21 protein-coding genes and 1 riboswitch are annotated in these 21,367 nt (G+C 67.1%); of the genes, 15 read left to right on the forward strand and 6 right to left on the reverse strand.

Going from position 1 to position 21,367, the window contains the following annotated elements:
* Positions 1-521: 521 nt before the first annotated feature.
* From AC1DEM_RS16670 to AC1DEM_RS16705, 8 genes are all read left to right on the forward strand, one after another.
* Complete coding sequence (locus AC1DEM_RS16670) at positions 522-1,373, forward strand: glycosyltransferase family 2 protein (protein WP_476885415.1); 852 nt, start codon at positions 522-524, stop codon at positions 1,371-1,373.
* Position 1,374: 1 nt separating this feature from the next.
* Positions 1,375-2,373, forward strand: coding sequence for a glycosyltransferase family 2 protein (locus AC1DEM_RS16675; protein WP_476885416.1), 999 nt, complete (start codon positions 1,375-1,377; stop codon positions 2,371-2,373).
* A gap of 111 nt (positions 2,374-2,484) precedes the next feature.
* Positions 2,485-3,585, forward strand: coding sequence for a hypothetical protein (locus AC1DEM_RS16680; RefSeq protein ID WP_476885417.1), 1,101 nt, complete (start codon positions 2,485-2,487; stop codon positions 3,583-3,585).
* Between the two features lie 11 nt (positions 3,586-3,596).
* Complete coding sequence (locus AC1DEM_RS16685; RefSeq protein ID WP_476885418.1) at positions 3,597-5,684, forward strand: glycosyltransferase; 2,088 nt, start codon at positions 3,597-3,599, stop codon at positions 5,682-5,684.
* Positions 5,685-5,693: 9 nt separating this feature from the next.
* On the forward strand, positions 5,694-7,574 hold the full coding sequence (locus AC1DEM_RS16690) for a hypothetical protein (protein ID WP_476885419.1): 1,881 nt from the start codon (positions 5,694-5,696) through the stop codon (positions 7,572-7,574).
* On the forward strand, positions 7,564-7,941 hold the full coding sequence (locus AC1DEM_RS16695; protein ID WP_476885420.1) for a hypothetical protein: 378 nt from the start codon (positions 7,564-7,566) through the stop codon (positions 7,939-7,941). The genes AC1DEM_RS16690 and AC1DEM_RS16695 overlap by 11 nt, the downstream gene beginning before the upstream one ends.
* Complete coding sequence (locus AC1DEM_RS16700; protein WP_476885421.1) at positions 7,938-8,117, forward strand: hypothetical protein; 180 nt, start codon at positions 7,938-7,940, stop codon at positions 8,115-8,117. The genes AC1DEM_RS16695 and AC1DEM_RS16700 overlap by 4 nt, the downstream gene beginning before the upstream one ends.
* A 283-nt stretch (positions 8,118-8,400) precedes the next feature.
* Positions 8,401-8,916 carry a hypothetical protein gene (locus tag AC1DEM_RS16705; protein ID WP_476885422.1) on the forward strand — a complete coding sequence of 172 codons (516 nt, stop codon included), beginning with the start codon at positions 8,401-8,403 and terminating at the stop codon, positions 8,914-8,916.
* A 31-nt stretch (positions 8,917-8,947) separates the two neighbouring features.
* Here the strand turns inward: AC1DEM_RS16705 and AC1DEM_RS16710 are convergent, their stop codons facing one another.
* Entirely contained in the window at positions 8,948-9,550 is a 603-nt protein-coding gene (locus tag AC1DEM_RS16710; protein WP_476885423.1) for a phosphoribosylanthranilate isomerase, read from the reverse strand.
* Between the two features lie 162 nt (positions 9,551-9,712).
* Here AC1DEM_RS16710 and AC1DEM_RS16715 point away from each other — a divergent pair, with 162 nt between their 5' ends.
* Entirely contained in the window at positions 9,713-10,405 is a 693-nt protein-coding gene (locus AC1DEM_RS16715; RefSeq protein WP_476885424.1) for a HutD/Ves family protein, read from the forward strand.
* Here AC1DEM_RS16715 and AC1DEM_RS16720 read toward each other — a convergent pair.
* The 4 genes from AC1DEM_RS16720 to AC1DEM_RS16735 form a co-directional block, all read right to left on the reverse strand.
* A complete protein-coding gene (locus AC1DEM_RS16720) occupies positions 10,402-11,229 on the reverse strand; it encodes an ABC transporter permease (protein WP_476885425.1) in 828 nt (275 codons plus the stop codon). The two genes, AC1DEM_RS16715 and AC1DEM_RS16720, sit on opposite strands and share 4 nt — an antisense overlap.
* A 13-nt stretch (positions 11,230-11,242) precedes the next feature.
* A complete protein-coding gene (locus tag AC1DEM_RS16725; protein ID WP_476885426.1) occupies positions 11,243-12,172 on the reverse strand; it encodes an ABC transporter permease in 930 nt (309 codons plus the stop codon).
* A gap of 68 nt (positions 12,173-12,240) precedes the next feature.
* Positions 12,241-13,428 (reverse strand): ABC transporter substrate-binding protein, encoded by a 1,188-nt coding sequence (locus AC1DEM_RS16730; RefSeq protein WP_476885427.1) that lies wholly within the window; start codon positions 13,426-13,428, stop codon positions 12,241-12,243.
* Between the two features lie 72 nt (positions 13,429-13,500).
* Positions 13,501-14,574 (reverse strand): ABC transporter ATP-binding protein, encoded by a 1,074-nt coding sequence (locus tag AC1DEM_RS16735; protein WP_476885428.1) that lies wholly within the window; start codon positions 14,572-14,574, stop codon positions 13,501-13,503.
* Between the two features lie 252 nt (positions 14,575-14,826).
* On the opposite strand from AC1DEM_RS16735, the gene AC1DEM_RS16740 reads away from it, so the two are divergent.
* From AC1DEM_RS16740 to AC1DEM_RS16765, 6 genes are all read left to right on the forward strand, one after another.
* Positions 14,827-15,567: a FadR/GntR family transcriptional regulator gene (locus AC1DEM_RS16740; protein WP_476885429.1), complete on the forward strand. Its 741-nt coding sequence runs from the start codon at positions 14,827-14,829 to the stop codon at positions 15,565-15,567.
* 97 nt (positions 15,568-15,664) lie between these two features.
* Positions 15,665-16,447 carry a cache domain-containing protein gene (locus tag AC1DEM_RS16745; protein ID WP_476885430.1) on the forward strand — a complete coding sequence of 261 codons (783 nt, stop codon included), beginning with the start codon at positions 15,665-15,667 and terminating at the stop codon, positions 16,445-16,447.
* A gap of 38 nt (positions 16,448-16,485) precedes the next feature.
* Positions 16,486-16,553: riboswitch (guanidine-III (ykkC-III) riboswitch) on the forward strand.
* 9 nt (positions 16,554-16,562) lie between these two features.
* Positions 16,563-16,886, forward strand: a complete 324-nt coding sequence (locus AC1DEM_RS16750; protein ID WP_476885431.1) for a DMT family transporter — start codon at positions 16,563-16,565, stop codon at positions 16,884-16,886.
* A 2-nt stretch (positions 16,887-16,888) separates the two neighbouring features.
* Positions 16,889-17,302 (forward strand): DMT family transporter, encoded by a 414-nt coding sequence (locus tag AC1DEM_RS16755; protein WP_476885432.1) that lies wholly within the window; start codon positions 16,889-16,891, stop codon positions 17,300-17,302.
* 157 nt (positions 17,303-17,459) lie between these two features.
* Positions 17,460-18,485, forward strand: coding sequence for an aldo/keto reductase (locus AC1DEM_RS16760; RefSeq protein ID WP_476885433.1), 1,026 nt, complete (start codon positions 17,460-17,462; stop codon positions 18,483-18,485).
* A 21-nt stretch (positions 18,486-18,506) separates the two neighbouring features.
* Positions 18,507-19,157, forward strand: coding sequence for an MBL fold metallo-hydrolase (locus tag AC1DEM_RS16765; protein ID WP_476885434.1), 651 nt, complete (start codon positions 18,507-18,509; stop codon positions 19,155-19,157).
* Positions 19,158-19,272: 115 nt separating this feature from the next.
* Here AC1DEM_RS16765 and AC1DEM_RS16770 read toward each other — a convergent pair whose 3' ends face one another.
* The gene (locus AC1DEM_RS16770; protein ID WP_476885435.1) at positions 19,273-21,195 is read right to left on the reverse strand and encodes a DEAD/DEAH box helicase; all 1,923 of its coding nucleotides are present in this window, start codon (positions 21,193-21,195) and stop codon (positions 19,273-19,275) included.
* Positions 21,196-21,367 lie beyond the last annotated feature (172 nt).

Below are 21,367 nucleotides of genomic sequence, written 5' to 3' on the forward strand. Positions count from 1 at the left end.
CAACGATGCCACGGCGGGCCCAGTCGCGGCACCGCCTTCGGGAGCTCCCGACGGCGTTCCCGACGTGGAGCCGGTGTCCGTAGTGCCAGTGCTCGGTGCGCCTGACGGTCCGGCCGGCGACGCCGAAGAGGACGTGACGAGTGGCCGCTCGCTCCCGGGAGCGCCGTCCCCGCTGCATGCCGCCAGGGCCAGGACCGGGCCCAGGGCCATGGCGGTAGCCGCCATAAAACGGAAGATGGGGGGACGCCGGCGGCCTGCCGGCACGCGCCCCCGTACAACGCGTGTCCGCATCCGGCCAGTGTCGCATGGAGGCCAGCCGGCATCAACAGTCTCCCTCGATTTTAACTTGACTCTTCAACTTAATCCAAGGTTAATGCAAGGTGACATGACCAAACTTTAACCCTGGGGTACATCAATAAGTTGTCGACAACCGCAGCGTCAGCTTGGGTCTATTTTCCGGCTGAGGAGCCGGAAAGCGCTGCAGTTAAGACGAGCAGAAACGTTATTGAGTGGTGAGGCCAGTGTCCATCCCGAATCTCAAGCCAAACGTGCGCCCCCAAACGACGCCCCCGCCGGCAAATCCCTCCGTCAGTGTGGTGATCCCCACCTTGAACGAGGCAATGAACCTGCCGTGGGTGCTGCGGCGTATGCCCTCCTATGTGGATGAGGTGGTAATTGTTGATGGCCGTTCCCTGGACGGCACAGTTGAAGTGGCCCGGGCCTTGCGCCTGGACGTCGTGGTGGTGGCTGAACCCCGCCCCGGCAAGGGGAACGCCGTGCGGGCCGGATTTGCCGCGGCCTCCGGGGACATCATCGTCATGCTGGACGGCGACGGCAGCATGGACCCCCAGGAGATCGGCTGGCTGGTGACTCCGCTCCAGCATGAGTACGACTTCGTCAAAGGTTCCCGCTATGTGACGGGCGGTGGCTCGGACGATCTCACCTTGCTGCGCAGCGGGGGTAACAGGCTGCTCACCTGGCTCGCCAACGCCGTCCTCCACAGTGACTACTCGGATCTTTGCTACGGCTACATCGCCCTGCGCCGCGAATGCGTTGACATTCTGGAGTTGGAGTCCGACGGATTCGAGATCGAAACTGAACTGATTGTGCGGGCCTCACGGGCCGGCCTCCGCATTGCCGAGGTTCCCAGCCATGAACTGTCCCGGATTTCGGGCCAGTCGAACCTGCACACGTTCCGGGACGGCTGGCGGGTCCTGCGCACCCTTGCCCGCGAGCGCGTGAGCTGGGAGGCTCCGACAGCCGGCGCCCGTCCCGAGGCCCTGCGCCGAGTCAAGTACAAGTACCCCAGCGTGGTGTTTCCCCACGTTCCCACCGATCCCAGCAGCGTTCTGGGCGGACGGGCAGGCGAATAGGATGTCCGAGGACCCCAGCATTCCGGAAGTATCCGTGGTCATTTGCTCCTACTCGGAGGACCGGTGGGACAGGCTGATGGGCGCCCTGGACTCGGTCCGCACCCAGACCGTCCCGCCCAAGCAGACGATCGTCGTCGTCGACTACAACGTCGACTTGTACAAGCGCCTCATCTTCACCGTCCCGGACGCCGTAATTGTCGAGAACACCGGACCCAAGGGCCTCTCCGGCGCCCGCAACACCGGTTCGGGCATCGCCAAGGCGGAGATCGTGGCCTACCTCGATGACGATGCCGAAGCCGAGCCGGATTGGCTCGAGCACCTCGCGGCCCTGTACGACGATCCCGACGTTCTGGCTGTGGGCGGCCGGGTGGAGCCGCTCTGGGAGGCCGGCCGGCCGGGCCACTTCGCCAATGAGCTCGACTGGATTGTCGGCTGCACGTACCGGGGAATGCCCAAGGTCGCCGCCGAAGTCCGCAATGTCATTGGCGCGAACATGTCCTTCCGCGCCGATGTCCTGGACCGGGTGGGCGGCTTCAACACAGCTTTGGGACGCCAGGGCACCGTCCCGCTGGGATGCGAAGAGACCGAACTGTGCATCCGTGCAGTGCTGGGAGCGCCCGGATCCCGGGTGGTCTATGAACCCGCTGCCCTGGTGCACCACCACGTTCCGGTCGAGCGCGGCACCCTGCGCTACATGCTTGCACGTTCCTGGGGCGAAGGGCTCTCCAAGGCGCAGGTCAGCAGGGTGGTCGGCCACAAACGGGCACTGGGTCCCGAACGGCGCTATGTCCGGCGGGTCCTCCCACGTGCAGTGTTTGCCGGAATCCGCGGCTGGCTCGGCGGCGGGGACCGCGCCGGGCTCGGCCGGGCCGCAACCATCGTGGCCGTGCTCGCGGCCACCGCGACCGGCTATGTACGCGGCCGCCGCCTGCCTATCGCGGCATCGCCGCTGAAAGCGGCCGCGGGGTCGGCGGAAGAGCCTTGGAGGGAAGTCCAGTGAATCGCGCAGCTTGGGTGCCCGTCTCTGTACACCGCCCTGTGAAACTTCAAGTGCAGCCCCTGCGTACGGAACCGCCTGACCGCAGGAACCCGACCCGAGAAAGTCTGGATCATGAGCCAACCTGAACGCGACGTGAAACAGCCGATCGGCGCCTCTGCCGGAGCCTCCTTCGATGTCCACGGGATCGTGGGCATCGATGTCGAGGCCGGGACGCCAGGGGAACCGCAGCTAAGGGACATGCTCGCTCCGTTCCTTGGGGAATCCGGCGCGCCACGGCGGATCACCATCGGCGCCAAAATTACGCCGATTTCCAACCAGTCGCATGCGGAGGATGCCTACCGGTTCACCGGCGAATCCCTCTATATTCCGGCAGACCGCGTCCAGATTATCGAGACGAAGGACGGGTACCGGATCGAAGGCGCCGGCGAGCTCCTGACTTCCGTGATTCCGTTGCTGGACCGGTTGTGCGTCAAGGAGGATGCGGCAATGATCCATGCCGCGGTGGTGGACTTCCGGGGCTCCGGGGTGCTCCTGCCAGCCTGGGGCGGAGTCGGAAAGACCAGCACGGTGGCGAAGCTGGTGGCCATGCCGGACGTGCGTTTCATGGCGGACGACTGGGCCTTCATGGGCGCCGGCGGAATGCTCATGGGCTATGCCAAGCCGATGTTTATCAAGCCCCACCACCGCGCCATCTACCCGGACATGTTCCGGGGTACGCGCAAGCCTCTGGCCCCCGGATGGCTGACGACGCCCGTCGCCCATCTGGCCACGGCAGTCCATCCGGTTATTGTCCGGTATCCGAAAACAGCGGCCTTCACCCGGCGCTGGTCCCCCGAGCACCGCATGGTCCAGCCGGAGCATGTCTTCGGCGCGCAGCGGATCTCGTCCGCGGCTCCGGCACAGCTGGCCATCTTCCTAGAGCGCTTCGACGGCGCGGACGCACGGCTGGAGTCACGAAGCGCGGAGTGGATGACGTCGCGGATCGTCGGCAACTTCCATTCGGAACTGCCCATGGTGTCGCGGCGGCTCGTCGAGGCCCTCGGCGCCACCAGCCTCGTCCCCTTGGAGGAGCATTTCGGCCAGAAGGCGGCCGTGGTGCGCCGGGCCCTGGAAGACGTTCCCTGCTGGCTGCTCCGGCTGCCGGCCGCCTGGTCAGCGGACCAGGCCTCTGACTTCATCGCGAATCTGGTTCCTTCAAAACTGGATGAGTGAGGCGAGGCCACGTGAGCGATCTGAGGGTGTCGGTTGTCGTTCCAGCGCGCAATGCCGCAGCCTGGCTGGGCGAGTGCCTGGAGTCGATCCGCAGTCAACACCCGCACGAAATGATAGTGGTCGATGGCTGCTCCACGGATGACACTGCAGCAATAGCCCGCGACTGCGGGGCAACCGTCATCTCCGATGAGGGGCGCGGCCTGCCGGCCGCACGAATGCTCGGCGCCCGGACAGCCACCGGGGAGGTAGTCGCCCTGATCGACGCCGACGTCGTCCTTCCGTCGACGAGCCTGCCCCGGCTGCTGACCGAATTCGAATCCGGGGGTTACGACGGCCTGCAATTCGGGCTGGCCAGCGAAGCCGACGGACCCGGGTACTGGGGGGCTGCGCTGGCGTGGCACCACAACCACAGCCGGGTGCGCAAGTGGTTCGGCGTCAGCGCCACGCTGATGCGCCGCGACGTGCTGCTCGACGTCGGGTTCGACGACGACTTCCGCTCCGGGGAAGATGTGGAGCTCAGGATCAGGCTGGAGCAGGCAGGGTACCGGCTCGGCGTCTCCGACTCCGTAGTGGTCAGGCACAGGTTCGACGACACCTTCGATTACGCCCGCGACCAGTGGCTCCAGGATGGGGCCGGAATGGCCCGCACCGTCCGCAAGCACACGGGCAGGGCCGGCTGGCTGGTGATGCTGCCCCTGCTGGCCACCGTGCGGGGCGTGGGCCTGTCGCTGGTCCGTGCGCCCCGCTTCCTGCCGTATTGGATGGGTTTCCTGCTCTACAACTACCGCGCCATGGCCGGCGAACTCCTGCGGCCGGCCCACAAGCCCATCTCGGTCGGAGGGAACGCGGCCTGGCTGGCCGCCGCGAGGATCGCCCCCATGGTGACGGGCTTCCTGTTCTGGGCGCTCGCGGCCCTCGTGCTCCCGCCGGAGCAATTGGGTCTCGGCTCCGCGGTGGTGTCGGCCGCCCTCCTGACCGTGCAGCTGGGGATGCTCGGTGTCGGGCCCGCCACCCTGACGCTCCTACCGGCGGAAAGTGACGGCGGGCGGCGGCTCATCGCCGCTAGCCTTCTTGCCGTCGCGACCTTCGCCCTGCTGGGCGCGGGCCTGCTGGTTGTCGTCACAAGTTGGCTCGGCACAGGTGTGGGCGAGGCCTGGATCCCGCTGGTCACGGTCCTTTTCCTGGCCACGTCGCTCCTCGCCGCCAGCGCCTACCAGCTTGACTACGTGGGCGTGGCCCAGGAGCGGGCCGACCGAACGCTGGTCAGAAGCCTCGTGCAGAGCCTCGTGCAGCTCGCCTTCCTGGCCGCCGCGTTCGCCGTCGGACTCCGTGACTTGGCGGTGATTGTGTCCGCAGTTGCCGCCGGCGCGCTGGCCAGCGTCCTCGTGGGACTGCGCCAGCTTGCCCGGGCCCAGGTCTCCCCCGACTGGAAGCATGGCCTCCGGCCGCGTCCGGCCCTAAAACTCCTGAAGCCCGGGCTTCCCAACCACGCCCTCATGCTCGCCGACCGCGCTCCCGGCTACCTGCTTCCGCTCATCGTTGCAGCAACTCTGGGGCCCGCCCCGACTGCCGCCTGGTTCGTGGTGTGGATGATGGCATCGGCGGTGTTCTTCGTGCCGCAGTCCGCCGGGTTTACGCTGCAAACGGCCCTCGCGGGAACGCGGGCGCGGCCGGGACTCCTCGGCTCCGCCCTGCGGGCCAGCTTCCTGTTGACTCTCGCGGCCGGGTTGATATTGATGTTGGCCGGGCCACTGCTTTTGGGCTTCCTCGGATCGCAGTACGCGGCCGCGTGGGTTCTTCTTCCTGTACTCGTTCCGGCACTCCTCCTGAGTTGTGTGACCCAGGTCTACTACGGGCTGTGCCGGGCCCACGGGCGGCTTTTCGAATCAACGGTAGTCGCCACCTTGACCGCCATCCTGATCGTGGCCCCCGCCGCGGCTGTGGCCCAGCAATATGGCCTGACCGGCGTATCCGTACTCTGGGCCGTTGCCCAGGCGACGGCTTCGCTGATTGCTGCTTGGCGTCTGATCACACTGACCCGAGTGAACCCCGCCCCAGCCGCAGGCGGGATTCCTTCAGCGCGCCACCAGCCGAGTTGAATCGAGGAAATGATGACACACGAAACGGCAACAAGCCCCGTGAACACCGCCCACCGGCATGAGGCGCATGCGCACGTCGGCGGCGCCAAACCGCCCACCCGCCGCAACCTGGGACTGACGCCGTCGTGGCACGTCGGCGCCTTGGCCGCCACAGCCGCGGTCGCCCTCGTCCTCGGCGTCTGGAGTATGACCCAGGTCGATCCCCTTCGGATCGGCGGCGCCGGACTTATTGGCGTCCTCCCGCCCGCTTACTTCGTAGCGCTCGGGCTCAGCCTGACCGGATTTGTCGCCTCGTTGAGCCTCCGCCGCCTGGTCCCTCCCCTGCTGACCTGGCAGCTTCTGGTGACAGTGGTTGTCCTCGCTGGAGCTGACCCCATCATCCATGGCCTGCCTCGGCTCGAGGCCAGCTTCCGCCATCTGGGCATTGCCGACACCATGAGCCAATCGGGCCAACTCGATCCGACCCTGGACGCGTACTTCGACTGGCCCGGATTCTTCAGCATGCTGGGAATGCTCTCGGGGGCGACAGGCGCCAAGGACCTATTCGGCATCGCAACCTGGGCGCCGGTGGGGATCAACTTCCTCTTGCTCGCGCCGCTGCTGGCCCTGGCACGGCGGCTGACGGCAAATCCGCGCCAGGCGTGGGCTGCTGTCTGGATCTTCTACGTGGCCAGCTGGATTGGACAGGACTATCTCTCGCCGCAGGCGCATTCCTTCGTCCTCCTGCTCACCCTGGTTGCCTGCCTGCTCAGCGTCTTTGCCGGCTGGGCCTGGTCCACGGAGCGCAACGGGTTCTCCCGGTGGCTTGCCCGCAGCGTCAACAAGCTTGACAGCTCAGCGCCCGGATATGGCGCCATTGAGCCACTCCGGGCGGACACGGCGGTGCTCGTGGTGGTCTGCGGGCTGTTCCTTCTCGCCATGACCGCTTCCCATCAGCTCAGCCCCTTCGCCGCGATCCCCATCCTGGCCGCGCTGCTGCTGACCGGCCATCTCCGGCTGCGCTTCCTCCCCGTCCTGGCCGTGGTCCTGCCGGTCGGCTGGCTGATCTTTGCGGCTTCAGCCTTCTTGTCGGGGCACTTTGGCCAGCTGCTCGGCTCTTTCGGTGACATTGGCGCAAACAGCCTCGGCGCGCTGAGCACCCGGGTCTCAGGCAGCGATGCCCACGTGTTGGTGGTCTACACGCGCATCGCCGAGGTCGCGCTGGTCTGGATTCTCGCCGTTGCCGGCGCCATCGTTGGCTATCGGCGGAAGGCACCGTGGTTGGCGGCCGGGGCCGCGGCGCTTGCGCCGCTGGTCCTGATTCCGCTCCAGCCATATGGCGGCGAACTGCTCCTGCGCCTGTATCTCTTTAGCCTTCCGTTTGCCGTGTGCCTGGCGGTGCTGCCGCTGATGTCAGAGAGCAATGCCGGGCTGAGCCTGCGCCGAGCCCTCGCGCTGCTGCTCATGGGCGCGGTACTGGCCACGGCAACGGTGGTTTCCCGCTACGGAAACGACGGCATGGAGAGCTTCAACGACGACGAAATCGCCTTAGTGAACCGGCTCTATGCGACTGCGCCCACCGGCGCCGTCCTCATTGAGGCAGTTCGCAACACCCCGTGGAGATACCAGCACTACGCGGACTACGACTACCGGGCGCTCGTTGCTGCCGAGCCGATTCCCAACGCCGCTCCGCTTAGCTGTGACGCGGCCAACCAGATCGCCCACAAAGCGGGCGCGTACCTCATCGTTACCGAAAGCCAGCGGGAGGCGGCCGAACTCCGCGGTTCGACTCCCACCGGCGACCTTCAACGTTTTACCGCCACATGCGCCACCAGTCCAGGCTGGACGAAGGTCTATGAAAACGCGGGCGGCGTGATTTTTCACATCGAAGGAGTTACCAATGGCAACTGAACGCAGCTACGTGAGCTATGCGACGGCAGCCGTCGCCCTGGCCGCCATACCGCTCTCGTTTGTCGGGCCCGAAGGCCTGCGCCTGGCGGTGATCGGCCTGCTGATGCTGGCCGGACCTGGAACAGCGCTGGTGCTGCTCCTCCACTTCGGTCCCACGCGCTCGGCCACGACCGCTGGCGCGCTCCCCCTCTTCATCGCCATCGCAATTGCCTTTAGCCTCACGATGTCCACCCTCGTGGCGACGGCGATGATCTATGCACGGCTTTGGTCACCGCCGGCGGGCGTATGCGTCCTGTCGATCATGACCCTCGCCTTCCTTGGCCTTGAGCTCAAGAGGCCACAGCGGGCCCTGGTGCGTGCGAAATGATCATCTTCCTGACAGGACTGGCCACGGTGACAGCACTCGTGAGCTGCGATGTCCTCCGCGTGTTGCATCCGGACAAGGCACTGCCGCGCCCTGTATTGATCACCACGGCAGCCCTTCTGGCCATAGTCGGCGTCGCAGCGGTGGCGCAGTTGGTGCACTTGGCGCAGCTTGCATGACAGAAGCCGCCCGCCCGGCGCGGCACAAGCGCACATCATCAAGTCCAACCAATCACGGAAAGTATCTGCAATGAGAACACTTAGAACACTCAGCATGGTTGGGACGCTCGGATTACTCGTAGCCGGTTCCCTTGTCTTCGGTTCCGCCCAGGTGGCTACGGCCGCAACGTGCAGCCCCGCACCCACGAACTCCTTTTCTGGGTCCGTCGTGCTGGCCACGAGTTTTGAATCGGGCAGCTTTTGCGGCCTCATCCCCCAAGTGTCGGGCACCGGGACGGCAACAATGTCCACTTCGCGGGCCAAGACCGGGACGCATTCAGCCAAGCTGCACGTGACCACGGATTCCGGTTCGCTCGCAAACCTTTCCGCCCCGGCGTTCGCCTCGGGGACCAAGACCTCGTACGCAGACGGCTGGTTCAATATCACCGTGGCCGGCGTTTCCGGCAATGACGTACCGTACTTCCGCTTCTTCTCCGGTTCCACCCGCGTCGCGGACATCTACCGCTACAACAGCAACGGGCAGCTGTGGCTCCGGGTCACCTCACCAAGCGGCACCTTTGTCTACACGAAACTGATCTCAGGGAGCATCTCCCTGAGCGCCTGGCACCACGTCAGCATGCGGGTGACCGCCAATGGCAGCGCGTCAACAATCCAGGTGTGGTTCGACGGCGTGCAGCGATACAGCAGCACGAGCGTCAGCATGCTGGGGAGCAGCCTCAGCAAAGTTCAGCTCGGGGCCGAGCACAACCGGCAAAAGGGCGACGAATACATCGATGATGTCATCATCAAACGCTCCTAGCTCCCTCCGATAGCCCGCAAGCGGGCCGGCCTCATTCCGGCTCCTTGGCCGCCCTCACGAAGTCCCCAATCTTGGCAAGGTCCTTGATGCCTCGCGAGGACTCGACCCCGGAAGACACATCGACGCCCCACGCCCCGGCTTCCGCCGCCGCCCGGGCCACGTTGGCGGGATCCAGGCCGCCGGCGAGCAACCACTTGCGTCCAGCCAGGGCCTTGGCCCGGACGGAGCCGTAGTCCCAGGCTTCGCCGGAGCCGGGGACAGCGGCGTCGATCAGGAGCAGCTCTTCACCCCAGTTGTCGAAGGCGTCTGCAGCGGCGGCCATGGTGACGGCCCGGATCAGCTTCATCCCGGCGTCATGCACCGTCCGGACGTCCGCCGGTGAGCGGTCCCCGTGGAGCTGGACCCAGACCAGGCCCGCCTCACGGGCGACGTCGACGGCGTCGGCGGCCGGTTCGTGCCGGAACACCCCCACGGCCGGCAACCCGTCCGGGACGTGGGCGAGGAGGTTCCTGACCTGTTCCGGGGTAACCTCCCTGGCGCTGCGGGTCAGGACAAAGCCGACCGCGTCCGCGCCGGCACCGGCCGCGGCGCGGACCGTGTCCGGGGTGCTGAGGCCGCACACCTTGACAAACATTCTGGCTCCTTTTGCACGCTTCCTGCCTCTGACGTTAGCAAGACAGGACCGCCGCCGCCGACTTTGCGTCGGTATCGGCAGAAGCGCCGGCACCGGCAGTGGCGCCGGCATCGCAGCCGGGCTGGCTCCAGGCGCCCCTTGACCGGCCGATAGGCTGGTGCCATGGAGATCATCCGCTATGCCGAGCTCAAAGCCCACCCTTGGCGCAACGGCGGCGGGGTGACCCGCGAGGTGGCCCGCCATCCCCGGACGCCGTCCGTGCAAACCGCCCTGCAACCCGCCCTGCAAAAAACAGCGCAGGACAACTCATGGGACTGGCGCGTCAGCATTGCCGAGGTATCCAAGGCCGGCCCCTTCTCTGCGTTCGCGGGGATGGACCGTGTGCTGACTGTGATTGACGGGGAGTTGTTGCTCCTGAGCGTGGACGGCGCCGAGCACCCGCTTGAGAAGTACCGGCCGTTCCGGTTCTCCGGCGACGCCGCCGCCGCGGGGGCACTGCCCACCGGCGACATCCGGGACCTGAACGTCATCACCCGCAACGGCGCCTTCAAGGGCTACACGTCCATCATCGAGCTGTCCAAGAAGCGCGCGCATCCAGTGTTCGAGGGACAGTTCGGCATCCTCCTGCAGGGCCAGGGGACCGTCAGCCCCGGCACTGCGGGCGACCCCGCGCCCGGCGCCGGCAGTGCCGTCGGCACGCCCACAGTCACCTCGGAGCCGGAGCCGGAGCCGGAGCGCGTCGAGCTGAACCGTTATGACGCCGTCGTCGGCGCTGACACCGCCACGCCGGAAATCGTGGGCCGCGGATTCCTGGCGGTCGTCTCCATCGATCCTGCGCGGCCCGGTACGGTTTAGCGTTCGTCCGCCTTCAGGCGGGCGCCGCTGACACGCACGGAGTCCCCGGACAGCTTCTGCGCCAGCCAGATCGGAACGATCGAGACCACGATCAACACGACGGCCACGACGTTGACCACGGGCGCCTGGTTCGGACGGAAGAGGTTCTGCAGGATCCAGATCGGCAGCGTGGTCTCACCGGCACCGATCGTGAACGTGGTGACGATGATCTCGTCGAAGCTGAGCGCGAAGGCCAGCAGCCCGCCCGCCAGCAGGGCCGAGCGCAGTTGAGGGAACGTCACCAGGCCGAAGGTGGTGAAGACACCCGCGCCGAGATCGGAAGAGGCTTCCTCCAGGCCGGGGCTCATTCGGCGGAGCCGCGCTATGACGTTGTTGAAAACGGTCACCATGCAGAACGTCGCGTGGGCGATCACCACCGTCCACAGGCTCAGCGAAACGCCCATGATGGTGGTGAACATGTTGTTCAGGGCAATGCCTGTGACAACACCGGGCAGCGCGATCGGCAGGATCACCAGCAGGTTGATGACGTCGCGGCCGAAAAACTCATACCGCTGCAATGACAGTGCCAGCAGCGTCCCCAGCAGCAGCGAAATGACGGTCGCGACCACCGCCACCCACAGCGAGGACAGGACAGCCTCCCGGACTCCCGGCGAGTCAAAAGCCTTGCCCCACCATTCCAAGGTGAAGCCCTTGGGCGGCCAGCCGAACGTCCGGTCCGCGTTGAACGAATTCACCACCACGAGCATGAGCGGGGTGTAGATGAACAACAGCACCAGCGCGGTAACGACGCCCAGGACCACTTTGGCGCTACGGGAAAGCCTCATGATGCGCCTTTCGCTACAGGTTATTCAGGGCGCCGGTACGGCGGACGATGAAGAGGTAGAACATGATGATGGCGATAGGAACCAGCGACACAGCGGCGGCAAAGGGCAGGTTGTTCGCGGCTCCGACGTTTGCGTAGACCACGGTGCCCAGCATCTGGGTGGTCCCGCCGACGATCTGCGCGGTGATGTAGTCACCCAGGGACAGGGAGAACGTAAAAATTGTGCCCGCAATGATGGAAGGGACCAGCAGCGGAAGCATGACCAGGCGCATGGTGGTCAGCGGTTTCGCGCCGAGGTCCCCGGAGGCTTCCAGCAGGGAGTCGGGCACCCGGTCAAAGCCCGCGTAAATGGGCAGAATCATGTACGGCAGCCAGATGTAGGACAGCGTCAGGATGACGGCGGTCTCGCCATAGCCTGGGGACGAGAGGCCGACCGGAGCCCCCAGCCACTCCAGCAGCCCGCCCTCGGCCAGGACATTCCGCCAGGCGTAGGCCTTGACGAGGTAGCTGGCCCACAGCGGCATCAGCACGGCCACCACCAGCAGTTTCTCCCAGCGGGCGCTGGCCACCTTCGCGATGAAGAACGCGATGGGCAGGGCGAGAATCATGTCGATCACCGTGACCGCAACCGCGATCCACAATGTCCGCAGGGTGATCCGCTGATACACCGGATCGGTCAGGACCGTGACGATGTTCTCCGTGGTCCAGACCGTGGACACCTCTCCCGTAAAGGTGTCCACGGTCCAGAACGCGGTGATCAGCAGTGCTGCCAGGGCGGCGATGTACACAAGCACCAGCCAGCCCGCCGGCGCCGTGAGCAGCGCGGCAAGCCGTAGCCGGGGTGATCGGTGAAGCAACGCCGAGAAGGCGTTGGTTTTCGCCCTCGGTACAGCCCCGGCATCACGGGGTGGGCCGGGCGGCAGGTGTTGTATCTGTTGTGCCATCTCGCCTTAGTCTCTGCCGGCCGCCGCGGCCGGCTTGTTCTTGCGGTTTGGGTGCGCAGACGCCGGACTCAGCCCTTGATTTCCGTCCAGGCCTTGGTCCATTCCGAATAGTCGGTGCACTTGACGTCCGTGCGGCCATCGAGGCACTCGGCCACCGGGGTGGTCCAGTACCAGATCTTTTCGGCGTAGGCCGTATCACCGGAGTGGTACGTCTGGCAGTGCTTGGGATCCTTGGTCAGCTCGCAGGATTTGGCGTTGGCCGGGGATTCGCCAAAGTACTCCGCCACCTGGGCGTTCGCCTTGGGGCTGGCGATGTAGTCGAGCCACTTGTAGGCGCAGTTCGGGTTCTTGGTCTTGGATCCGATCATCCAGGTGTCCGACCAGCCGGTGGCACCCTCTTCGGGGAGAAGGGTTGCAACCTTGGCGCCCTCGCCCGTCGCGATGTTGGCCCCCACCTGCCAGGTGGTGCCAACCACGGTGCTCCCGGACGTAAAGGCCTGGACCTCCTTGACGACGTCGCTCCAGTACTCGCCGATGTGCGTGCGCTGCTGCTTGAGCAGGTCGACGGCGGCGGCCAGCTGGTCCTTGTCGAGGGCATAAGGGTTCTTGATGCCCAGGTCCGGCTTATGGGCCATGAGGTAGACGGCGGCGTCGGCTATGTAGATGGGCGAATCGTAGGCCGTGACCTTGCCGGTGTGCTTGGCGGCGTCGTCAAACACCGCGCTCCAGGAGGCGGGCGCCGGGGTGACTTTGTCCGTGGAGTACATCAGCAGGTTGGCGCCCCAGCCGTGGGGCATCCCGTAGTTGACGCCGTTGACGGTGTTCCAGGCCTTGTCCTTCAGGAACGGATAGATGTCCGGGTAGTTCTTCAGCAGGCTCATGTTGACCGGCTGGACGTCATGGCCGGCGACCAGGCGCAGCGAAGCATCCCCGGATGCCGAGATGACGTCGTACTGTCCGGTGCGCATCAGGGTCACGGCCTCGTCCGAGGTGCCGAACGGTTTGAAGCTGACCTTGCACCCGGTCTCCTTTTCGAACGGATGCACCCAGTCGACCGCCGGGTCGTTGCTGCCGTCCTCGACATACCCCGGCCAGCCAAGGATGGAGATCTGGCCTTCGCCGGCACCGATCTCGGTCTTCACCGGCTGGGTCGACGGTGCAGAACCCGATCCGCCGCTGGTCCCACAGGCTGACAGCGCGAGGGCTGCCGCCGCAACCGCCCCGACAACGAGGGAGGCCTTAGTTCTTGGTGCCATAATCCTTACCTTTCGATGTGGAGAATCTCTGGACTGGGAACGCTGCGGAACGGGCGGGACGCCCGCCCGACGTCAGGTGACGGGGCCCGGAAGCCAAACGACGGCGTCGTCGTCCCAGCTGACTGTGACTGGCTGGTTCACCAGTTCCGCGTCGCCGCCGGGCAGCTTTTCCGGAACCAGCGCGACGACGTCGGGCCCGCCGTCGAGCTGCACCCGCACCTGGGTGGCGTGCCCGACGTAGACGGACGACGTCACCGTCCCGGGCCGGGAGGTGGTGCCGGAACGGCTCTCCGGCTCCCCAGTCCAGCCGACGCGCAGCCGCTCGGGACGGATGCACAGGGGGCCCGGCCGGCCATAGAGCGCCTGCGCCTGGGCGGCGTCGAAAATGTTGGAGGTGCCGACGAAGTTGGCCACGAAGATGCCGCCGGGGCGCTCGTAGATTTCGTGAGCGGTACCGATCTGTTCGATGCTGCCGTTGTTGAAGACACCGATCCTGTCGCTCATGGTCAGGGCCTCCTCCTGGTCGTGGGTGACGAAGATGAAGGTGATGCCCAGCGAGCGCTGCAATTCCTTGAGTTCCACCTGCATCTGCTGCCGGAGCTTGAGGTCCAGGGCACCGAGCGGCTCATCCAGCAGGAGGACCTTCGGCTCGACCACCAGCGCCCGGGCCAGGGCAACCCGCTGCCGCTGGCCGCCGGAGAGCTGGGCGGGCTTGCGGCCGAGGAATTTCCCGAGCTGGACGCGGTCCAGGGCCTCCCTGGCCCGCTCGCGCCGCTGCTTTCCGGCCATTCCGCGCACCCGGAGCCCGTAGGCGACGTTGTCCACGAGGGACATGTGCGGGAACAGGGCGTAGTCCTGAAAGACGGTGTTGACGTCCCGCTGGAAGGGCGCCATCGCCGTGACGTCCTTGCCCTCGAGTTCGATGCTTCCGGACGTCGGTAGCTCGAAGCCGGCGATCAACCGCAGGACCGTGGTCTTGCCGGAGCCGGACGGGCCAAGCATGGAGAAGAACTCCCCGTGGCGGATGTCCAGGTCCACGCCATCTACCGCGACGGTATCCCCGAAGACCTTGGTGAGCTTACGGAGGCGGATCGCCGGAATCTCCTCGGTTCCGGTCGAGGTGCCGGCGGCCAGTGTTTCGGTCATGGGGTGCGCCTTACTCCGTTGCCGGATCGTCCACGAGAGAGCCACGCAGAGGAATGTGATCCAGTCCACACAGGGCTGCTGGGCCAAATGCTATTACTTCATAGGTTTTATGTATAGACCCTCCGGCAAAGCCCGGATTAGGATGACATCAGCCCGGTCGACGCACGGCGGCGCCCCCTGCGGACGCTGCATGGATGCCGGACGGTAACACCGGAACCGGCCGGATACCGCCGGAGGGGAAGGGAGGCCCGGATGGTGTTGTCGCCGAATGGCGCCTCCCGGAGCCTGGCGGCGGTGTTCACGCCGATCAAGTCACGCGGGCTCGTGGATGAAGTGTGCGGCCGGATCGAGCAGGCGGTGGAGACCGGGTTGCTGACCAGCGGCCAGCGGCTGCCGAACGAAACGGAGCTGGCCGCGGCCCTCGGAGTGTCCGCGGTAACGGCACGGGAGGCCCTTTCGCAGCTGCGTGCCTCGGGAATCATCCGGACCGCACGCGGCCGCAGCGGCGGAAGCTTCATCGCCGACAACGTGCTGCCCTCCCGGGAACGGGCACTGGCGCAGCTGCAGGAGTTGAGCCGGCTGCAGATCAGGGACCTCGCGCTGCACTACCAGGCGATCGCCGCGGCCTGCGCGGGGGTGGCGGCCCGGCGCTCCGACGCCGCCGACATCGCCACGCTGCGCTCGTTCATCCCCTCAGCCAACGACGACTCTGCCAGCTGGCGCCTGGCCCTCTCGGAGTTCCTGCTGGAAGTTGCGGCGATTGCCCGCTCCGCCCGGCTGGCCCGGGAGCTCATCCGGTTACAGGCCGATCTTGGCACCCTCACGCTGCTGCCCTGCGCCGATGCCGGGTACCGCGGGCGCACCGCCGTGATCCTCGAGGACGTGGCAGCCGCCATCGAGGCCCACGATCCAAGGGCCGCCGAAACCGGGGTCAAGGACTTGATCTCCGCCACGACCGACTGGCTGCTGACCGAGCAGGCCAAACGCTATTGACCGCATCCGCACGTTTTAGCCACGATCTTGACCGACCAATCCTCACCGTCCAGCTTGACCGCAAATGTCCCCGCCGCTTCGAGCTAAGGCAGCAACCATGTCCGAAACCACGTCCACCGTAGGCTCCTCCGCAGACTCCGCGGCACCGGCCGCTGGTCCCCCGGGAGGCCCCTCTGCTGCACCGGCCGGACCCGGCTCTGCCGAACGGGCCGCCGCCGAGCTCGACGCCACCATCGCGGGCATCGAGCACCGACTGGCGGACTGGGCTGCCGCCGCCGGTGCGGCCCTGGCCGCCATGTCCGGGAAAGTCACGGGCACGGCCGTGGACAAGCTCATCCGGCCCGTGGTCGAGGAACTGGTGCAACTGCCCGGCGGTTACGCGGCCGGCGCTGGGTTCATCGCCAACGCGGGGCTGCTCGGGCCCGAGCGCAGCTATATCGCCTGGTGGCAGGGCCCGGATCTGGAACACGTCGACGCGCTGGCCAACTTCAGTCCCAACTCCATCAGCCGCTACGTCAAGGCCGAGTGGTTCCGGACCCCCGTGGAAACAGGCCGGGCGCATGTCACCGGGCCCTACGTGGATTTCCTCTGCACCGACGAGTACGTCCTGACCTTCACGCACCCGGTGTTCACCCGTCCGGACACCCCGGTGGCGGGAATCGTGGGCATCGACGTCACGGTTCAGCGCCTGGAACGCGGGGCCATGCCGGCCCTGCGGCGGATCGGCGACCGGGCCACCCTGGCCAACGCCGACGGCCGGGCAGTGGTGTCGGCGGCGACCGATATCGACGCCGGAGACCTGATCTCGCCGGACCAGCCGTGCGCGCACTACCCAGTGGGGCGCACCTTCACGGTCTGGAGCAACGCAGCCGGACTGTGAGTCAGGCCGGCTGTGACGCGGCTTTGCTAGAATTGGAGGCCAAGGCCCCCACTTCCGGGCCTCCGGACGACGGTTCAGTACCCGGCACGCGACAAGACTGGCCACAGGAGCTGTCATGTCGTGGTTCATACTCATTCTTTCCGGGGCGCTGGAGGCCGTCTGGGCCGCCGCCCTGCACCGGACCGCCCAGGCCACTGGCCGCCGCCGGCTGGTCCCGGCATTCGTTTTCCTCGTTTCGGTCCTTGCCAGCACCGGGGGCCTCGCCGTCGCCATGCAGTCCATCCCCACCGGAACGGCCTACGCCGTGTGGGTGGGGGTCGGCGTCGTCCTGACATCCGGCTACGCGATGATCGCCAAAGTTGAGCGCGCGACGGCGGCGCGGATCCTGCTGCTCGGCGGGATTGCCGCGAGCGTGGCCGGCCTGAAGCTGGTGGCATAACCATGGCCGCGAACCGCATACGGAAAACGACAAGCAAGGCGCCGGCCACCACGCTGGCCTGGCTCATCCTGCTCGCCTCCGCCGTGCTGGAGGCGGTCTGGGCCACGGCCCTGGGCCTCTCCGACGGCTTCACCCAGCCGTTGCCCACCCTCGTGTTCGCCGTGACGGCCACCCTCAGCATGGTGGGGCTGGGCATGGCCGTGAAACGGATTCCGCTCGGCACCGCCTACGCCGTCTGGGTGGGGATCGGCGCCGCACTGACGGTCGGCTGGGCGATGGCCACCGGCGTCGAACCGGCCAGCCCGCTCAAACTGTTTTTCATCGCGGGGATCGTCGGCTGCGCGGCGGGCCTGAAGCTCCTGCCGGCCGGGAAATCCGGGAAGTCCGGGGCGTCCCCGGCGCTCCCGCCCAGTTAGTCCCCCCGGAAGGGGGTCCTTGCGGGCGGCACGCCATGGCCACCCCCCGTCCGCGGGCGGCAACCGGGCGGGAACGTCGGAATAGCCGCGCACACCCCGGGGTTCTTGCCAGGGACAGAACTACTCCGAACTTCTCAGTGCGCGAATGGAGATCCCCATGAATGCAGCAACAGTGAATGCAGCAGGAGTCCAGCTTGGCGACGGCCTGTTGGTCAGCCCGCTGGGGTTCGGCGGCATGGCCCTGACCCCTGTGTACGGCGAGGTGGACCCGGCGGAGGCCCTGCGGACCCTGCATCACGCGGTGGATGCCGGTGTCAGCTTCATCGACACGGCGGACATCTACGGCGGCGGCAGCAACGAGGAGCTGATTGCCCGGTTGCTCAAGGAACGCCGCGGCGAAGTCCAACTGGCCACCAAGTTCGGCCTCGTGGGCAATCCCGCAGCGGGCTACACGGACATCCGCGGCGATGCCGCCTACGTGAAACAGGCGGTGGACCGCAGCCTGCAACGGCTGGGCACCGACTCGATCGACCTGTACTACGTGCACCGCCGTGACCTCCGCGTTCCGATAGTGGAAACCGTGGAGGCCATGGCGGGGCTGGTGCAGGCCGGCAAGGTGCGGCACCTGGGCCTGTCAGAGGTGACGGCCGAGGAGCTGCGCGAGGCCAGCAGCATCCACCCGATCGCCGCGGTCCAGAGCGAATGGTCCATCTGGAGCCGCGACGTGGAACGGAACGTTGTTCCCGCCGCCGCCGAACTCGGGGTGGGTTTTGTGCCCTATTCGCCGCTGGGCCGGGGATTCCTCACCGGCACCGTGGACGCCTCGACGCTGGGCAGCAACGACTTCCGCCGCAATATCCCGCGCTTCGCCCCGGACGCTGCGGGCGCCAACCAGGGCGTGGTGGCCGCCGTGCGGGCGGTCGCCGCGGAACTGAGCGTTGCCGGGCGGGCTGCAACTCCCGCCCAGGTGGCGCTGGCCTGGCTGCTCGCGCAGGGCCGGAAGCTGGGGCTGCCTGTGGTCCCCATCCCCGGCACGCGCAAGGCGGCCCGGATCGACGAAAACCTGGGCGCCCTGGCGCTCGGCTTCACCGCAGCGCAACTGAAGACGCTCGACGCCGCAGCGGACGCCGTCGTCGGCTCCCGTTCGGCGGACCCCACCTGGGTGTCCCAGGGCCGTGAATAGCGCCTCCGTAGACTGAAGCCCATGGACTCGCTTATTCACTCGTTACGTGACATCACCATCCGCCGGATTTCGGTCAGCGAGATGGACAACAATGTGTACCTGCTCACGGCCAAGGCCTCCGGCGCGCAGCTCCTGATCGATGCGGCCGAAGATCTGGCCGCCATCCAGGGGCTGCTAGCGGACGCCGCTGCGGATACTTCCGCGACGCCAAAGCTGGCGTTGATTGCCACCACCCACCAGCACTGGGACCACGTCCGGGCGCTGCCGGGCCTGGTGGAAGCCACGGGTGTGAAAACCGCGGCCGGGACAGAGGATGCCCCGGAGCTTCCGGTGCCGGTGGATGTACTGCTGGATCACGGGGACGTCGGCAACTTCGACGGCTTCGACGTGACGGCAGTGCATCTGCGCGGCCACACTCCGGGGTCGATCGCCCTCGTGTACCAGGACCCCGCGGGGCCGGCACACATTTTTTCCGGCGATTCGCTGTTCCCGGGAGGAGTAGGCAACACGCAGAAGGATCCGGCGCGGTTTGCCCAGCTGATCACGGATGTCAGCGAGCGGCTGTTCGACGTGTATCCGGATGACACCGTGGTGCACCCGGGCCACGGCAAGCCCACCACCCTTGGTGCGGAGCGCCCGCACCTGGAAGAGTGGCGCGTCCGAGGCTGGTAACTGGCGCTGCGCTTCGCAGATTGCGCCGCGCATAATGCCGGTCGCAGAGGGAATTCCCGCAGCGACCGGCATTTTGCGCGTCACCGGCTACTTTGAGTAGCCGGCAAGCGAAACCTTAGCGGCTGCGGCGTTCGTTCGAGGCCGGAGCCGACGCGCGGCGCGGGCCGCCGCTGCGGGCCGGACGGCCTTCGCTGGAGCGGCCGTTGCCGCCGCCTGCGTAGGATCCGCCCGAAGTGCCACCAGTGTTGGAGGACCAGACAGCCGCGCTGCCTCCGGCTTTGCTTCCGCCGGACTTGGCGCCGGCAGCTGCGCGCTGGCCGGTTGCCGGGCGGCCGCTACGCTGGCCGCCGGTCGAAGCGCCGGCGCGGGGGGCGCCGCCGGTGCGGGGAGCGCCACCGGAGCGGGGTGCTCCGCTGCGGGGGGCCGAAGCGCCCCGGGCGTCGCTGCGTCCCTCGGCGGCGCGTCCGTCCGAACCGCGGCCGGCCGCGGCACGGCCGCCGGCTGCCGGAACATCGTTGTGGTGCGCGTAAGCGGTGGTGCGGCCACGGCCGCGCGCATTCCGGCGCTCGGCGCGCTCGGCCTCGGCGCGATCCTCGTTCTTCTCCGCGACGCGCTCTGCAGCGTTGCGGGCAGCAGCCTGGCCTTCATAGGCGACAGCGCGGCGCTCGGCGCGCGGCAGATCGGTGCGGGGAGCCTCGGCTCCGACGCGTCCGCGACCGCCACGGCCACCACGGCCACCCGCGGTGGGTGCAGCCTGGGTGGTGCGGCGGGCGCGCTTGCGCTCGGCGTTGGCACCCGTGGAGCTACCGCCGCCGTGCTGTGCGGCCTTCGCGGCCAGCAGCGCGGCGCGGGTGCGCGGATCGATCTTGTCGGCCATTTCGCCGACCAGTTCTGCAACCAGCGGGGAGTTGGCGGTGACGCGCTCGAAGTTGACTTCGACGCCGGCAGCCTTCATCAGCTTCTTGACGTCGGACTGCTGCTCGGGCAGGGTCAGCGTGACCACGGTGCCGTCGGAGCCGGCGCGGGCCGTGCGGCCTGAGCGGTGCAGGTACGCCTTGTGCTCTGTGGGCGGATCCACATGGATGACCAGTTCGACGTCGTCGACGTGGACGCCGCGGGCTGCGACGTCGGTGGCCACCAGGACGCGGACGTCACCGGAGGAGAACTCGGCCAGGTTGCGGTCACGGGCGTTCTGCGAGAGGTTGCCGTGGAGATCGACGGCGGGGATGCCGGCGTCGGTCAGGGTCTTGGCCAGCTTGCGGGCGTGGTGCTTGGTGCGCATGAAGAGCACGCGGCGGCCGGCACCGGAAGCGAGCTCGACGATCAGCTGCTTCTTGACGGTCTGGTCGTTGACCACCAGCACGTGGTGTTCCATGGTGGTCACCGCGGCCTGCGGGTCATCCACCGAGTGGGTCAGCGGGTTGGACAGGTAGCGCTGGACGATCTTGTCCACGCCGTTGTCCAGGGTGGCGGAGAAGAGCAGGCGCTGGCCCTGGGTGGGGGTCATGTCCATGAGCTTCTTAACCACCGGGAGGAAGCCAAGGTCAGCCATGTGGTCGGCCTCGTCCAGGACGGTGATCTCGACTGCTTCGAGGGTCAGGATGCGCTGACGGATCAGGTCCTCCAGGCGGCCCGGGCAGGCGATGACAATGTCGACGCCGGCGCGCAGGGCCTTTTCCTGGCGGGCCTGGGAGATGCCGCCGTAGATCACCGTGGTGGTCAGGCCCATGGCCTTGGCCATCGGCTCGATGGTCGCGTTGATCTGTGTTGCCAGCTCGCGGGTCGGAGCCAGGACCAGGCCCATCGGGCGGCCGGGCTTGCGGAAGTGCTTGGCTTCCCGCTCGGCGAGTCGTGCCACAAGCGGGATGGCGAATGCGATGGTCTTGCCGGAGCCGGTGCGGCCGCGGCCCAGGACGTCGCGTCCGGAAAGGGTGTCAGGGAGTGTCTTGACCTGGATCGGGAAGGGCTCCACGATCCCCTGGGCGGTCAGGGTGTCGGCAAGTGCTTTGGGCGTGCCGAGGGCAGCGAATGTAGTCATGTGTTTCAAGGTCTTTCAGGCGGTATCCGTGCGGATATCGGCCCCCGATGCCGGTTGGCTCAAGGGTTCGCCGAAGAAAAGTCAGGTGATCAACCGGGCTGTTGCCAAACTTCAGCAAGCGGCCGCCGGGACCAAATGGAACGCGTTCATCGACGCAGGATGTGCCTCTCAC

It is taken from the genome of Arthrobacter sp. 05T420, assembly GCF_056396305.1.